Origin of the sequence: Acidocella sp. KAb 2-4, assembly GCF_020567705.1 — a bacterium.
Lineage (GTDB): Bacteria > Pseudomonadota > Alphaproteobacteria > Acetobacterales > Acetobacteraceae > Acidocella.
Genome location: NZ_JAJDJU010000013.1, coordinates 52,505 through 66,462 on the forward strand (window position 1 = coordinate 52,505; position 13,958 = coordinate 66,462).

The window sequence follows — 13,958 nt, forward strand, 5'->3', positions numbered from 1 at the left end:
GAAATGGTCGAAGCGTTCAGGCCTCACGTTTGCGCAGCGCGTAAATCAGGATACCCGCGCCGATGAAGATCATCGGCACCGAGAGCACCTGGCCCATGGTGGTGTCGAAGGGCAGGAAGCCCAGGAAGGCATCGGGCTCGCGGAAGCACTCGCTGACGATGCGCGCAATGGCGTAGGCGATCAAAAATAGCCCGGTCAGCGCCCCGGCTTTGGCGCGCAGCCGCTCCGAGCGCACGGCCAGGATCATGATGATGAACAGCGCCACACCCTCGGTCGAGGCCTCGATCAGCTCCGAGGGGTAACGCGGCGCCAGCGTGCCCGATTGCGGGTAGACCATGAGCAGCGGGAACCAATGGCCTTCCGCCACCCGGCCCCACAACTCGCCATTGATGAAATTGGCGCAGCGGCCGAGAAACAGCCCGATCGGCACGACGACCGAGACGCGGTCGGCGAAGCGGAACATGTTCAGCCCGTGCTTACGGCAGAACCAGATAATGGCGACGGAGACGCCGATGAACCCGCCATGCGAACTCATCCCGCCGCGCCAGACGGCGATGATGTCGATGGGATGGGTGAGCATGTGCCACAGGCTCTCTTGATGGATCTGGTAGAACAGCACATAGCCGAGCCGCCCGCCCAAAATCACGCCCAGCACCGCCCAGGTGAGGAAATCATCCACTTGCAGCGTGGTTGCCGCCACCGGGGGCAGCGCCACCAGCCGACGCGCCAGCCACCAGCCGAGCAGCAGCCCGGTGATGTAGGCCAGCGCGTAATAATGCACGGCGAACGGCCCGATGCTGAACAGCACGGGCGAGAAATCAGGCCAGTTCAGGACGATCATTTATATGGGTCCGCCTGTAGCAGATGGTTCTGGATATAGGCCGTGATGCCCTGCTCCAGCGTGTGGAATTCGTGGTTGAAGCCGAGGCCGCGCAGCCGGTCCATCTTCGCCGCGGTGAAGGACTGGTATTGCCCGCGCAGGTTTTGCGGCATGTCGATGAACTCGATCCGCTCCTCCCCCCCGTTGGCGGCGCAGACCGCGCGGGCGAGATCGGCATAAGAGCGCGCGGTGCCAGTGCCGAGATTATACAGCCCCGACAGCTGCGGCACGGTGATGAGGAAGCGCAGCGACGCCACCACGTCGTCGATATAAATGAAGTCGCGCTTCTGCTCGCCATCGGCGATGTCCGGCCGGTCGGATTTGAACAGCTTGGCCGGGCCGCCCGCGCGCACTTCGTCGTGCTTGACCTTCACCACCGAGATCATCTTGCCCTTGTGATACTCGTTGGGGCCATAGACGTTGAAGAACTTCACCCCCGCCCAGTTGGGCGGCATGTGGGCGTGCTCGTGGTTCTGCTGGGCCACCCAGAGATCGAAGGCGTGCTTGCTCCAGCCATACAGGTTGAGCGGGCGCAGCTTGCGTAGATAATCGAGCGAGAGGTCATCGTCGAACCCGGCCGAGCCATCGCCATAGGTGGCGGCGGAGGAGGCGTAGATGAACCGCACCCGCCGCGCCGCGCACCAGTTCCACAGCTTCTGGCTGAGGGTGAAATTGGTGTGCCAGACAAGATCGGCATCCGTCGCGGTGGTTTCCGAGATCGCGCCGAGATGCACGATCGTGGTCAGGCGCATATCGTGTTCGAGAAACGCATCCAGCTCCTCAGGCCGCAGCATGGTGGCGGGCGGGTGATGGTAGAGATTCCGCCATTTGCTGCCCTCATGCCCGAGCCAGTCGGAGATGATGACCTCCTGCCCCGACGCCGCCAGCGCCGCGTGCAGATTGGAGCCGATAAAGCCTGCGCCACCCGTGACCAATATCATGCGGGGGGTTATATGGAGAACCGAGACAACATAGAAGGCCTCCCTCATGACTGAACGCCCGAAAATTTTCGACGACCTGGCCGGTGTCGCCGGTGGTGCGATTTCCGCCCTGGCCGGGCTGCGCGAGGAGCTCACGGCGCTGGTGCGCGCGCGCGTCGATGAGGCGGTGCGCCGGCTCGATCTGGTCAAGCGCGAGGATTTCGAGGCGATGGCCGAACTCGCGCGCCGCGCGAAGTCGGAGGTCGAGGCGCTGGAGCACCGCGTGGCTGCGCTGGAGTCGGGCCGGCCCGAGCGTTATTCCCCCGAGGATATCCGCGGCTGAACGGCGCAGGCACGACTCGCGGCATTATCTGGATAATCTTAAAAAGTTAACATTAGTTAATCTTTTTCTCATGAACTTGATTTGAGATGACCGGGGAATCGCGTGATGTTCCCCGAGCGCGGCAGACAACCTGACCGTGCAAAAGGGGGAATTACCGATGAGCAATGTCTTCGTCTGCCCCTGGGCAGGTGCATTTCGAGCCGGCCGGATTTTCCTGGGCATCTCGATGGTGATGATGCAGCTCAGCTTGGTACTGTGGCCGGTGGCTGTGTGCTGTGCGCGCAAATTATCGTGCGCGGCGCGCGTGCAGGCGCTGCTGGACGAGATCTCTGTGAATTACGCAGGTCAGCCATGCGAAAAGCGTTTTGTGGCCAGCGTGGACCTTAAGGGCGAGAAGGTCGCCTGATAGATCGTTTAAAAAACGAGAAGAATTCCCGTATTTCGCGTCAAATTTTAGAGGGCGCGACAGAAATAATGCCCAAGGGGAAAAATTACTAACAGCTCATTAACACGATACATTGCCGTAAAATCAGCTTCTTCGATTGGTATGTTGATAAGTTTCAGGCCCGGAAACGGGCCGCGGCAACCTTGCCGGCGGCGCTCACAATAATGTTAATTTTCAACTCGTTTCGCCAGGTTTTCTGCGGGTTTGCACGAGATTTCCGGGTGATAAATTCCTTGACGAAAGGTGGAACTGCCGACAAAGATCACCGGGTACTTGAGGAGTTTCTCATGAAGTCCTTCAATTTGACCAAGTTTCTGCCTTGCGCGGTGTTCTTCGCGAATGGCCGCGTCGCGTCCGGCGTTATTGCGCTGCTGATGCAGGCGACGCTGGTTTTGTGGCCGGTGGCTAGCCGCTGGGCCTTCCAGTTGCAGGAACGTCAGGGCATCGAGGCGCTGTTGGATGAGCTTTCCGATGTGCATGGCGTGGGGAGCGCTTACGCTTCTGGCGCGGCCTATGCCGGCGCAGCCAAAGTCGGCCAGCTCGCCTGATTTCACCCGTCTCCGGGACTGCGCCGCGTCCGGCTGAGGACGCGGCGTCCTTCATTCTGGCGCATACCAGCCTCGCCCGTTCCGCCCTGGTGCCCGAGATCAGGCTGCACCTCGCGAGCGAGCTGACGCCGCTCTGGCAGGCCACCGAATCCTTCCTGCAACAGCACGACATGGCGCCGCCGTTCTGGGCCTTTGCCTGGCCGGGCTCCGAGGCGCTGGCTCTTCACATCACCCGCCATCCCGATCTCGTGCGCGGCAAGCGCGTGCTGGACTTCGCCTCCGGCTGCGGCTTGGCGGCGCTGGCCTGCGCGCGCGCCGGCGCGGCCTGGGTTGAGGCGGCGGAGATCGATCCGCTCGCCGCCGCCGCCATCCGCCTCAATGCCGCCGCCAACGCCCTGCCGATCGAGGTGTTCCTGGGGGACATCGTTGGCGCCCCTTGCCGCTGGGATGTCATTCTCTGTGGCGATATCTGCTATGAAGCGCCGATGACCCAGCACATCCTGCCCTGGCTCTCGGCCTGCGCCCGGCAGGTGCCGGTGATCATCGCGGACCCGGGCCGGAAGTACCTCCCTGCGGCCCGCGGCGCGGTTTTGGCCGAAATCGAGGTGCCGACCAGCCTGGAGCTGGAGGACTCGGTGTCTCGGAAGGTGACGCTTTTCCGGCTGCCGCCAGGCTGAACGGGCGCTCGGTATACAAGCGTTGACCCGGCCCCGGCCGAGGACTAAGCACCTGCACAAAATTGCTCAAACGACCGGATTGAAAGGTTTCCGATGAAAGATGTCCGCGAAGCCCTGATGGTGGGGCGCAACTCGGAGGGCAAGCTGGTCCGCCGGCCACTCTCCCCGCATTTGCAAGTCTACAAGCCGCAAGTTTCCTCCGCGACCTCGATCTTCCACCGCATTACCGGTGTGGCCCTGAGCGCCGGAACTATTTTGCTGGTGCTGTGGCTGGTCTGCGCCGCGTCGGGCGACTCTGCCTTCTCCGTGATCCAGGCCTTCCTGGCCTCGGGCATCGGGCTGCTAGTCCTGTTCGGCTTCACGGTCGCCCTGTTTTACCATTTCTGCAACGGCATCCGCCATCTGGCCTGGGACGCCGGCAAAGGCTTCGAACTGCCGGACATGCACCGCTCCGCCAAGCTGGTCGCCGCCGGCACCATCATTCTCACCGTGGCCTTCTGGGTCATCGCCTTCGTTGTCGGGTGATCACATGAGCAAGGAAAACAACCCCTCCGTCCATATCATGCGCAGCCCGCTGGGCCGCGCGCGCGGCCTGGGCGCCGCCAAGCACGGTGCCGCGCATTGGTGGGCCGAGCGCGCCACCTCGGTCGCGCTGCTGCCGCTGTCGCTGTATTTCGTGGTCTCCGTGCTGCTGCTGAAGGGCGCCGACCACGCCGCCATGGCCGCCTACATGGCCGAGCCCTGGAACGCCGTGCTGTTCCTGCTGCTGATCGCCACGATGTTTTACCATGTGTCGATGGGTTTGCAGGTCGTCATCGAGGACTATGTACGTGATGACGCCAAGCGTCTCGTGACGCTGCTGGTGGTCAAAGGCGGGATCTGGGTCCTGGCCCTGGCCGCTGCCGTCTCCGTCCTCAAACTCGCTTTCTCGTAACGGAATCCTGCGAACATGAACGCGATCTCCAAGCCTTCCCACAGCGCCTATAACGTGATCGACCACACCTATGACGTGGTGGTCGTCGGCGCCGGCGGCTCCGGCCTGCGCACCACGCTCGGCATGGGCGCGGCGGGGCTGAAAACCGCCTGTATTACCAAGGTCTTCCCCACCCGCTCGCACACCGTGGCGGCGCAGGGCGGCATCTCCGCCTCGCTCGGCAACATGGGCGAGGATGATTGGCGCTGGCACATGTACGACACCGTGAAGGGGTCGGACTGGCTGGGCGACCAGGACGCCATCGAATATATGTGCCGCGAGGCCGTGCCGGCGATTTATGAGCTGGAGCATTTCGGCATGCCCTTCTCGCGCACCGAGGATGGCAAGATCTACCAGCGCCCCTTCGGCGGCCACATGAAGGATTACGGCAAGGAGCCGGCGATGCGCGCCTGCGCCGCCGCCGACCGCACCGGCCACGCCATGCTGCACACGCTCTATCAGCAGAGCCTGAAGCATGAGGTGGAGTTCTTCGTTGAGTATTTCGCGCTCGACCTGATCATGGACGAGGAAGGCGCCTGCCGCGGCGTGATGGCCTGGTGCCTGGAGGATGGCTCCATCCACCGCTTCCGCGCGCAGACCGTGGTGCTCGCCACCGGCGGCTATGGCCGCGCCTGGCTCTCCTGCACCTCCGCCCATACCTGCACGGGTGACGGCGGCGGCATGGTGATCCGCGCCGGCCTGCCGGTGCAGGACATGGAGTTCGTGCAGTTCCACCCGACCGGCATCTTCCCGGCGGGCTGCCTGATCACCGAGGGCGCCCGCGGCGAGGGTGGCTACCTCACCAACTCCGAGGGCGAGCGCTTCATGGAGCGTTATGCGCCGACGGCGAAGGACCTCGCCTCGCGCGACGTGGTCTCCCGCTCGATGACCATCGAGATCAACGAGGGCCGCGGCGTCGGCCCGAACAAGGATCATATCCTGCTGCATCTGGAGCATCTGGGCGCGGACATCCTGCATGAGCGCCTGCCGGGCATTTCCGAGACCGCCCGCGTCTTCGCCGGCGTGGACGTGACCAAGGAGCCGATCCCCGTGCTGCCGACCGTGCATTACAACATGGGCGGCATCCCGACGAACTATAAGGCCGAAGTGCTGCGCCCGACGCCGGAGAACCCGGACGCCGTGGTGCCGGGCCTGATGGCGGTGGGTGAGGCGGCTTGCGTCTCGGTGCATGGCGCCAACCGCCTGGGCACCAACTCGCTGCTCGACCTCGTGGTGTTCGGCCGTGCCGCCGCGCACCGCGCCGCCGAGATCCTCAAGCCCGGCGCCACCCAGGCCCCGCTGCCGGCGGGCGCTGGCGAGGCCTCGCTCGACCGCCTGGACAACACCCGTCACGCCAAAGGCTCCACCTCGGTGGCCGAGCTGCGCGACAGCCTGCAGCGCACCATGCAGGGCCATGCGGCGGTGTTCCGCAACGCCAAGTCGCTCACCGAGGGCGTAGACAAGATGCACAAGCTCTGGGGCGGCATGGGCGATATGAAGGTCGCCGACCGCTCGCTGATCTGGAACTCCGACCTCGTCGAGGCGCTGGAGCTGCAGAACCTGATGGGCAACGCCATCGCCACCATGGTCGGCGCGGAAGCCCGCAAGGAGAGCCGCGGCGCCCAGGCGCATGACGATTTCCCCGAGCGCGACGATGCGAACTGGATGAAGCATACCGTCGCTCAGGTGTCGGAGAAGGGCGAGGTGGCGCTCAGCTACCGCCCGGTGAAGATGCAGACGCTGACCAACGAAGTGTCTGTGTTCCCGCCGAAGAAGCGCGTGTACTAAGGAAAGGGCGAAGAAAGATGGCTGAATTTACCCTGCCCGCGAACTCCAAGATCGGCGAGGGCAAGACCTACAAGGCCGAGCCCGGCGCCAAGCGCGTCAAGGCGTTCAAGGTCTATCGCTGGAACCCCGATGACGGGAAGAATCCCGTCATGGACACCTACGAGATCGATCTCGACAAATGCGGGCCGATGGTGCTCGACGCGATCATCAAGATCAAGAACGAGATCGACGCTACGCTGACCTTCCGGCGTTCCTGCCGCGAGGGTGTGTGCGGATCCTGCGCGATGAACATCGACGGGACCAACACGCTGGCCTGCCTGAAGCCGATCGACGATGTGAAGGGCGATGTGAAGATCACGCCGCTGCCGCATATGCCGGTGGTGAAGGATCTGGTGCCGGATCTGTCCCAGCCTTACGCGCAGCTGCGCTCCATCGAGCCCTGGCTGCAGGCCGACACCGCCCCGCCGCCCGACGCCGAGCGCCGCCAGTCGAAGGAGGAGCGCGCCGAGATCGATGGCCTGTGGGAGTGCGTGCTGTGCTTCTGCTGCTCCACCTCCTGCCCGAGCTATTGGTGGAATGGCGACCGCTATCTCGGCCCGGCCGTGCTGCTGCAGGCTTATCGCTGGATCGCGGATTCGCGCGACGAGGCCACCGGCAAGCGCCTCGACGCGCTGGAGGACCCGTTCAAGCTGTATCGCTGCCACACGATCATGAACTGCACCCAGACCTGCCCCAAGGGCCTCAACCCGGCCAAGGCGATCGGCAAGATCAAGCAGCTCATGCTCGAACGCCAAGGCTGAGTTTCACTCTGCTCCCCGAAAAAGCCCGGCACTTGCCGGGCTTTTTTTGTTAAGTTTCTGATTCAGGTAAGAATTTCAGGATTAACCAGTTTGTGGTTAAGACCCGCGCGGCTGGCTGGCGCGGCAGCTCGCAATCGGATTAATCGATCATACGAACAAAAAAAATCAATTTCCTGGATTGCGTAAAACCGGCTAGAAGCTCTCCTCGTTGAGACCCAACCAAACTCGGAGGAGTTATTTTATGTCGCTGATCAACACGGAAGTTAAGCCATTCACCGCCCAGGCCTACAAGGAAGGCAAGTTCGTCACCGTCACCGAGGCCGACCTGAAGGGCAAGTGGTCGGTGGTGTTCTTCTACCCGGCTGACTTCACCTTCGTCTGCCCGACCGAGCTGGAAGACCTGGCCGAGAACTATGCCGAGTTCCAGAAGCTGGGTGTCGAGATCTACTCCGTGTCTACCGACACGCATTTCTGCCACAAGGCCTGGCACGACACCTCCGAGGCTGTGAAGAAGATCACCTACTTCATGGTGGCCGACCCCACCCACGCCATCTCCCGCAATTTCGACGTGCTGATCGAGGCCGCCGGCCTCGCTGACCGCGGCACCTTCGTGGTGGACCCGCATGGCGTGATCCAGCTCGTTGAGGTCAGCGCCGGCGGCGTCGGCCGCGACGCCAAGGAGCTGCTGCGCAAGATCAAGGCCGCCCAGTATGTGGCCGCGCACCCCGGCGAGGTTTGCCCGGCCCATTGGCAGGAGGGCGACAAGACCCTGGCCCCGTCGCTCGACCTGGTCGGCAAGATCTAAGCCGTTTTCCGCTCATCCTCCCGCCGGGCGACCGGCGGGAGACCCCAGCGGCCAACGCCGCCTCGCGTCGGCCTCGCCGCGCGTTTCTGTCTCAAAAAATCTGGAGCCGATATGTTGGACAACAGCCTGAAGGGCCAGTTGCAGGCCTACCTCACCCGTGTTTCCACGCCGCTGGAGCTGGTGGCGAGCCTCGACGACTCGGCGCTGGCCGCCGAAATGCGCGGGCTGCTCACCGACATTGCTGGCCTGAGCGACAAGATCGCCGTGCGCTTCGACGGCGCCGATGCCCGTAAGCCCTCCTTCGAGATTCGCCGTGCCGGAGCCGACCATGGCGTGCGCTTCGCCGGGCTGCCGATGGGGCATGAATTCACCTCGCTGGTGCTGGCGCTGCTGCAAACCGGCGGCCACCCGCCCAAGGTCGAGGCCGATGTGATCGAACAGATCAAGGCGCTGCCCGGCGAATATCATTTCGAGACGTTCTTTTCGCAATCCTGCCAGGTCTGCCCGGATGTGGTGCAGGCGCTGAACCTGATGGCGATCATGAACCCGAATATCCGCCACACCGCGATCGACGGCGCGGCCTTCCAGGCCGAGGTGGCCGAGAAGAAGGTGATGGCCGTGCCCACCGTGTTCCTCAATGGCGGCGAGTTCGGCGCCGGGGCGATGAGCCTGCAACAGATCCTGGCCAAGGTGGATGTGAACGCCGCAGCGCGTGACGCCGAGAAGCTGCGGGCCAAGAGCGTGTTCGACGTGCTGGTGGTGGGCGGCGGCCCGGCCGGGGCGGCGGCGGCCATCTATGCCGCGCGCAAGGGGATTCATACCGGCGTCGTGGCCGAGCGCTTCGGCGGCCAGGTGATGGACACCATGGCGATCGAGAATTTCATCTCGGTGCAGCACACCGAGGGTCCGCAGCTGGGCGCGGCGCTGGAAGCCCATACGCGCGATTACGGCGTGGACATCATGAAGGGCCACACGGTCGAGAAGATCGTGCCGCCGGGCCAGCCGGGCGGGCTGTTCGCCGTGCATGTGGCGGGCGGGGCGCAGCTGGCGGCGAAATCGGTGGTGCTCTCTACCGGCGCGCGCTGGCGCAACATGAACGTGCCGGGTGAGCAGGAGTACCGCAACAAGGGCGTGGCCTATTGCCCGCATTGCGACGGCCCGCTGTTCAAGGGCAAGCGCGTGGCGGTGATCGGCGGCGGCAATTCCGGCGTCGAGGCGGCGATCGACCTTGCCGGCATCGTCTCGCATGTCACGCTCATCGAGTTCGATTCCAAGCTGCGCGCCGACGCCGTGTTGCAGGAGAAGCTGAAGAGCCTGCCCAACACCACGATCATCGTCTCCGCCCGCACCACCGAGGTGCATGGCGATGGCGACAAGGTGGTTGGCCTCTCCTACGAGGACCGGAGCACCGGTGAGCTGCACCGGCTGAACCTGGAGGGTATCTTCGTGCAGATCGGGCTGGTGCCGAATACCGAGTGGCTGAAGGGCGCCGTGGCGCTGAGCCCGCGCGGGGAGATCGAGATCGACGCCCGTGGCGAGACCTCGGTGCCGGGGCTGTTCGCGGCTGGGGATGCGACCACCGTGCCGTATAAGCAGATCATCATCGCCGCGGGCGAGGGGGCCAAGGCCGCGCTCTCCGCCTTCGACTATCTGATCCGTCTGGCCCCGGCGACCGCCGCGGCGGCCTGACCGGCCATGACCTACCTGCCGACACCGCAGCAGCTCCGCTACCTGGTGATGCTGGCCGAAACCGGACATTTCGGCCGCGCCGCCTCGGCCTGCGCGGTGTCGCAATCCACGCTCTCGGCCGGGATTCTGGCGCTGGAGCGGGGGTTGGATGCGCAGATCCTCGACCGCGCCGCGCCCAAGCACGCCGTGTTCACCCCGCTGGGGCTGGAGCTGGTGAGCAAGGCGCGGTCGGCGCTGGCGGCCATCGCCGCCGTGGCCGAGGCCGCCGACGCCGCGCGCGCCCCGATGTCCGGCCCGTTGCGGCTGGGGGTGATCCCGACCATCGGGCCGTTTCTGCTGCCCCGGCTGATGCCCGCCTTGCGCGAGGGCTTCCCGGCGCTAAAGCTGTATCTGCGCGAGGACCAGACCGAGCGGCTGCTGGAGCAGCTTGAGGACGGAATGCTCGACCTGCTGATTCTGGCCGAGCCCTGCGCCTGCGGCGGGGCCGAGACCTTTCCGCTGGTGCGCGACGATTTCCTGGCCGCGCTGCCGCCCGGCCATCCGCTGGCGGTGCGCGAAAGCATTTCCATCACCGCGCTGGGGGCCGAGAATTTTCTGCTGCTGGAGGATGGGCATTGCCTGCGCGACCAGGTGCTCGCGGTGTGCAGCGCCGGCATGGGGCGCGAGCAGAAATTCGCGGCGACGTCGCTGCATACGCTCATCCAGATGGTGGCGGGCGGGCTGGGCGTGACACTGGTGCCGCAACTCGCGCTCACGGCGGGCTTGGCCGCGGGCACGGGGGTCGAGCTGCGCCGCCTGGAGGGCGCGGGCGGCTGGCGCACGCTCTCCATGGCCTGGCGCCCCGGTAGCCCGCGCAGCGCCGAATACCGCGCCATGGCCCCGCTGGTGGTGCAGGCCTGCGGCTAGACTGGCAATCTGGCCCGGCCATTCTCCCAGGCCAACGGCATGTGCGCCCGCACATGCGACCAGCGCAGCGCCCCGTAAACATGCGGGAAGAGCTGTCCGCCACGCGAGACTTCCCAGCGCAGCGCGCCGCCCAGGGCGGTGAGATCGATCGCGGCGATGACGAGCCCCGCCTGCCCGGCGAAATGCTTGCGCAAAGTCTCGTCGAGCTGCGCGGTGGTGGAGAGGTGGATGTAGCCATCCGCGATATCGACCGGCGCGCCGGGGAAGCGGTCTTCGCACAGCGCGGCGAATTGTTCAGCGGTCAGGATTTTATAGGCGATGGTGTCGGTGGGCGGCATGAGCGCGTTTTAGCGGCTTGCGGGCGCTATGTCTCGTCTTCCGCCACCGCGCCGATGCGCAGGCAGGCCAGGGTCTGGTTAAGCACGTTATAGGCGATCTGCCCGAAGCTCACCGGCCCCTGGCACGGCAGGCCGATGGCTTGGCGCAGCCGCCCGTGCAGGTAGTTTTGCAGGCAGACCGAGGAGAGGCCGCTGGCGTCGCGCGGCAATTGCACCAAGGCGCGGTCGAGTTCCTCGGGGTAATCCAGCACCGGCTCCGCGAAGCGGTAGGTCAGCCCTGGGTCAACCGGGGCGAGAAAGGTGGTGGTGCCCCCATGCGGGTCGCTGGCCAGAATGGAGAGGTTGATGAGCGCGCCATCATGGTCCGCGACCAGCGGCAGGCGCTGGTCGATGCCCTTGGCTTCCATGTATTGCGCGAGATGCCCGGTCTCGCCGCCGATCTGGCAGGCGCCCTCGGCCACGAAGCCGGGTTTGGGAAAGCGGATCTCCGGCCCCACGCCTGGGTTGAATAGATTGGCGATATGGATTTCGGCGAACAACTCGTCGGGCAGGGTGACACTCATCACCGCCGCCAGCTCGCTGGCCCCTGCCGGCCCTCCGGCGAAGCTTTGCGGGCGATATTTGCTCAGATTATAGGGCGCGACGGCGCTGACCCAGCCAAAGAGCGGCGCGTTATAGATGCCCTCATAATCCATGATCCCGGCGCAGAGCCCGGCGAGAAGCTGGCTGAAGCCGGGTACGATGAGCAGGGTGAAGCCGTTGGCGGGGTGCAAGCGGCCGATCTGGCGCAGTTCCGGCAGGCTGAGATGGCGCAGCCGCACCAACCGCGCGACGGCGCTGAGGTCGGAGTAGAATAACCGCCCATTCGCCTCGCGCCCGCCCGCTTGGGTGAGGAAACTGGCGGCGGTGCCGCCGATCCATTGCCCGTGCGGCAGGGTGGCGAGATCAGCCGCCGTTCCGGCCAGCACCAGCACCCGCCCGGCGCGGATCAGCGCCGCCGCTTCCTCCGGCGTGGCCAGCCCGTGCGTGACGGTCATAGGCTTGCGCCTACGCCGCTCCACGGTGGAACGGCGGCGTTGTCACAAAATCCATCCATGCGCGTCACCATCCTGACTAATCGGAAAGAGATATACCGGCTATATCTTTACGAATGCCAAATGGAATTTGCGGGTCTGGGCCGCGCCAGGAGGTTGTTAAACTTCCTAAACAAGCGGCGGGCGGGATCAGGCGTACCAGCCTTCTGGCGCAAAGTGGCTCTGTTCAACCCTGTTTAGAATTGTAAACTACTGGGCATCTGAAGGAGTGTGCCAAAGGTGAACGCCGCCAAGGTGGAACAGATCGGACAGATGAACGATATTATCCGTGAACTGATTCAGGAACGCTGAGAGGAATCGAGAAATGTACCAGGACGTATTGCTGCATATTGGCGGCGAGTGGCGCGCGGCGCGCGGCGGCCGCACCCTCGACGTGATCAACCCGGCCACCGAGGAGGTGCTGGGCAAGCTCGCGCATGCGGGCACCGATGATCTCGACGAGGCGCTGGACCATGCCGCCAAGGGCTTCGCCACCTGGAAGGCGATGACCGCCTATGACCGCTCCAAGATCATGCGCAAGGCCGCGGATCTCATCCGCGAGCGCGCCGACGCCATCGCCCGGCTGATGACCATGGAGCAGGGCAAGCCGGTGGGCGAGGCCAAGATCGAGATCATGGGTTCGGCCGATGTGATCGACTGGTTCGCCGAGGAAGGCCGCCGCGCCTATGGCCGCGTCATCCCCAACCGTGTGCCGGGCGTGTACCAGCTTTCGCTGCGCGAGCCGGTGGGCGTGGTCGCGGGCTTCACCCCGTGGAACTTCCCGATGTCGCAGGCGGTGCGCAAGATCTCCGCGGCGCTGGCGGCGGGCTGCTCGTTCATCCTGAAGGGGCCCGAGGAGACCCCGGCCTCCTGCGCCGAGCTGGTGCGCGCCTATGTGGATGCCGGCGTGCCGCAGGGCGTGGTGCAGCTGGTGTTCGGCGTCCCGGCCGAGATTTCGGAGTATCTGATCCCGCATCCGGTGATCCGCAAGATCTCCTTCACCGGCTCCACCGTGGTGGGCAAGCACCTCGCCGCGCTGGCGGGCAAGCACATGAAGCGCGCGACCATGGAACTGGGAGGGCACGCGCCGAGCATCGTGTTCAACGACGCCGATCTCGACCAGGCCGCCACCATCCTGGCCGCCAACAAGTTCCGCAATGCCGGGCAGGTCTGCGTGGCGCCGACGCGCTTCATCGTGCAGGAGGGCGTGTATGAGCCGTTCCTGGAGAAGTTCGTGGCCAAGTGTGAGGCGCTCAAGGTGGGCAACGGGCTGGAGGCTGGCACCACCATGGGGCCGCTTGCCAATGACCGTCGCGTGGCGGCCATGGAAGGGCTGATCGCGGATGCGGTGCAGAAGGGCGGCAAGGTGCGCACCGGTGGCAAGCGCATCGGCAATAAGGGTTATTTCTTCGAGCCGACCGTGCTCACGGATCTCGCCCCCGATTCCCGCGTGCTGAACGAGGAGCCGTTTGGCCCGCTGGCGCTGTTCCTGCCGTTCAAGACCCTGGATGACGCCATCTCCGAGGCTAACCGGCTGGAATACGGCCTCGCCGCCTACGCCTACACGCGCAACACCGCCACCGCCACGGCGCTGGGCGCGCGCATCGAGGCGGGCATGGTCGGCATCAACCACCACGGCCTGGCCCTGCCGGAGACGCCGTTCGGCGGCGTCAAGGATTCAGGCTATGGCTCCGAGGGCGGCGCCGAAGGGCTAGAGCCCTATCTGGTGACCAAGTTCGTCACCCAGGCGAGCGCCTAAGCCGCGCCCGGCTG

General features: G+C 65.0%; 16 protein-coding genes. 12 read left to right on the forward strand and 4 right to left on the reverse strand.

The genetic code is table 11. The features are described 5' to 3' along the window. Positions 1–16: 16 nt before the first annotated feature. Together lgt and rfaD are read right to left on the reverse strand one after the other, a co-directional pair. Positions 17–841 carry a prolipoprotein diacylglyceryl transferase gene (gene lgt / locus LI953_RS10020; protein WP_227075936.1) on the reverse strand — a complete coding sequence of 275 codons (825 nt, stop codon included), beginning with the start codon at positions 839–841 and terminating at the stop codon, positions 17–19. Beyond that, positions 838–1,821, reverse strand: coding sequence for an ADP-glyceromanno-heptose 6-epimerase (gene rfaD / locus LI953_RS10025; protein WP_227075937.1), 984 nt, complete (start codon positions 1,819–1,821; stop codon positions 838–840). Before rfaD ends, lgt begins: the two co-directional genes overlap by 4 nt. Positions 1,822–1,867: 46 nt before the next feature. Between rfaD and LI953_RS10030 the strand changes: the two genes are divergently transcribed. The 11 genes from LI953_RS10030 (at position 1,868) to LI953_RS10080 (ending at position 10,774) form a co-directional block, all read left to right on the forward strand. Then, positions 1,868–2,143, forward strand: coding sequence for an accessory factor UbiK family protein (locus LI953_RS10030; RefSeq protein WP_227075938.1), 276 nt, complete (start codon positions 1,868–1,870; stop codon positions 2,141–2,143). A 157-nt stretch (positions 2,144–2,300) separates the two neighbouring features. Next, a complete protein-coding gene (locus tag LI953_RS10035) occupies positions 2,301–2,549 on the forward strand; it encodes a hypothetical protein (protein WP_227075939.1) in 249 nt (82 codons plus the stop codon). Between the two features lie 203 nt (positions 2,550–2,752). After that, entirely contained in the window at positions 2,753–3,136 is a 384-nt protein-coding gene (locus LI953_RS10040; RefSeq protein WP_227075940.1) for a hypothetical protein, read from the forward strand. Between the two features lie 89 nt (positions 3,137–3,225). Further along, complete coding sequence (locus LI953_RS10045) at positions 3,226–3,813, forward strand: methyltransferase (protein ID WP_370635785.1); 588 nt, start codon at positions 3,226–3,228, stop codon at positions 3,811–3,813. Positions 3,814–3,906: 93 nt separating this feature from the next. After that, on the forward strand, positions 3,907–4,338 hold the full coding sequence (gene sdhC / locus LI953_RS10050; protein WP_227075941.1) for a succinate dehydrogenase, cytochrome b556 subunit: 432 nt from the start codon (positions 3,907–3,909) through the stop codon (positions 4,336–4,338). A 4-nt stretch (positions 4,339–4,342) separates the two neighbouring features. Then, positions 4,343–4,747 (forward strand): succinate dehydrogenase, hydrophobic membrane anchor protein, encoded by a 405-nt coding sequence (gene sdhD, locus LI953_RS10055; protein WP_227075942.1) that lies wholly within the window; start codon positions 4,343–4,345, stop codon positions 4,745–4,747. A gap of 15 nt (positions 4,748–4,762) precedes the next feature. Further along, positions 4,763–6,574, forward strand: a complete 1,812-nt coding sequence (sdhA, locus tag LI953_RS10060) for a succinate dehydrogenase flavoprotein subunit (protein ID WP_227075943.1) — start codon at positions 4,763–4,765, stop codon at positions 6,572–6,574. A 17-nt stretch (positions 6,575–6,591) separates the two neighbouring features. Next, on the forward strand, positions 6,592–7,374 hold the full coding sequence (locus LI953_RS10065) for a succinate dehydrogenase iron-sulfur subunit (RefSeq protein ID WP_227075944.1): 783 nt from the start codon (positions 6,592–6,594) through the stop codon (positions 7,372–7,374). 241 nt (positions 7,375–7,615) lie between these two features. Further along, positions 7,616–8,179 (forward strand): alkyl hydroperoxide reductase subunit C, encoded by a 564-nt coding sequence (gene ahpC, locus LI953_RS10070; RefSeq protein ID WP_227075945.1) that lies wholly within the window; start codon positions 7,616–7,618, stop codon positions 8,177–8,179. Between the two features lie 111 nt (positions 8,180–8,290). After that, a complete protein-coding gene (gene ahpF, locus LI953_RS10075; protein ID WP_227075946.1) occupies positions 8,291–9,868 on the forward strand; it encodes an alkyl hydroperoxide reductase subunit F in 1,578 nt (525 codons plus the stop codon). Positions 9,869–9,874: 6 nt separating this feature from the next. After that, entirely contained in the window at positions 9,875–10,774 is a 900-nt protein-coding gene (locus LI953_RS10080; protein ID WP_227075947.1) for a hydrogen peroxide-inducible genes activator, read from the forward strand. Here the strand turns inward: LI953_RS10080 and LI953_RS10085 are convergent. Continuing rightward, positions 10,771–11,112: a DUF952 domain-containing protein gene (locus LI953_RS10085; RefSeq protein WP_227075948.1), complete on the reverse strand. Its 342-nt coding sequence runs from the start codon at positions 11,110–11,112 to the stop codon at positions 10,771–10,773. The two genes, LI953_RS10080 and LI953_RS10085, sit on opposite strands and share 4 nt — an antisense overlap. Positions 11,113–11,138: 26 nt before the next feature. After that, entirely contained in the window at positions 11,139–12,149 is a 1,011-nt protein-coding gene (locus LI953_RS10090; protein WP_227075949.1) for a DUF6976 family protein, read from the reverse strand. Between the two features lie 361 nt (positions 12,150–12,510). Here LI953_RS10090 and LI953_RS10095 point away from each other — a divergent pair, with 361 nt between their 5' ends. Continuing rightward, on the forward strand, positions 12,511–13,944 hold the full coding sequence (locus LI953_RS10095) for an NAD-dependent succinate-semialdehyde dehydrogenase (protein ID WP_227075950.1): 1,434 nt from the start codon (positions 12,511–12,513) through the stop codon (positions 13,942–13,944). Positions 13,945–13,958 lie beyond the last annotated feature (14 nt).

Coding starts and splice junctions, on each gene's coding strand:
- LI953_RS10090 (WP_227075949.1), bottom strand. CDS start 12,149: ATGACCGTCACGCACGGGCTGGCCACGCCGGAGGAAGCGGCGGCGCTG.
- ahpF (WP_227075946.1), top strand. CDS start 8,291: ATGTTGGACAACAGCCTGAAGGGCCAGTTGCAGGCCTACCTCACCCGT.
- LI953_RS10095 (WP_227075950.1), top strand. CDS start 12,511: ATGTACCAGGACGTATTGCTGCATATTGGCGGCGAGTGGCGCGCGGCG.
- LI953_RS10085 (WP_227075948.1), bottom strand. CDS start 11,112: ATGCCGCCCACCGACACCATCGCCTATAAAATCCTGACCGCTGAACAA.
- rfaD (WP_227075937.1), bottom strand. CDS start 1,821: ATGATATTGGTCACGGGTGGCGCAGGCTTTATCGGCTCCAATCTGCAC.
- lgt (WP_227075936.1), bottom strand. CDS start 841: ATGATCGTCCTGAACTGGCCTGATTTCTCGCCCGTGCTGTTCAGCATC.
- sdhD (WP_227075942.1), top strand. CDS start 4,343: ATGAGCAAGGAAAACAACCCCTCCGTCCATATCATGCGCAGCCCGCTG.
- LI953_RS10040 (WP_227075940.1), top strand. CDS start 2,753: ATGTTAATTTTCAACTCGTTTCGCCAGGTTTTCTGCGGGTTTGCACGA.
- LI953_RS10030 (WP_227075938.1), top strand. CDS start 1,868: ATGACTGAACGCCCGAAAATTTTCGACGACCTGGCCGGTGTCGCCGGT.
- ahpC (WP_227075945.1), top strand. CDS start 7,616: ATGTCGCTGATCAACACGGAAGTTAAGCCATTCACCGCCCAGGCCTAC.
- LI953_RS10065 (WP_227075944.1), top strand. CDS start 6,592: ATGGCTGAATTTACCCTGCCCGCGAACTCCAAGATCGGCGAGGGCAAG.
- sdhA (WP_227075943.1), top strand. CDS start 4,763: ATGAACGCGATCTCCAAGCCTTCCCACAGCGCCTATAACGTGATCGAC.
- LI953_RS10080 (WP_227075947.1), top strand. CDS start 9,875: ATGACCTACCTGCCGACACCGCAGCAGCTCCGCTACCTGGTGATGCTG.
- LI953_RS10035 (WP_227075939.1), top strand. CDS start 2,301: ATGAGCAATGTCTTCGTCTGCCCCTGGGCAGGTGCATTTCGAGCCGGC.
- sdhC (WP_227075941.1), top strand. CDS start 3,907: ATGAAAGATGTCCGCGAAGCCCTGATGGTGGGGCGCAACTCGGAGGGC.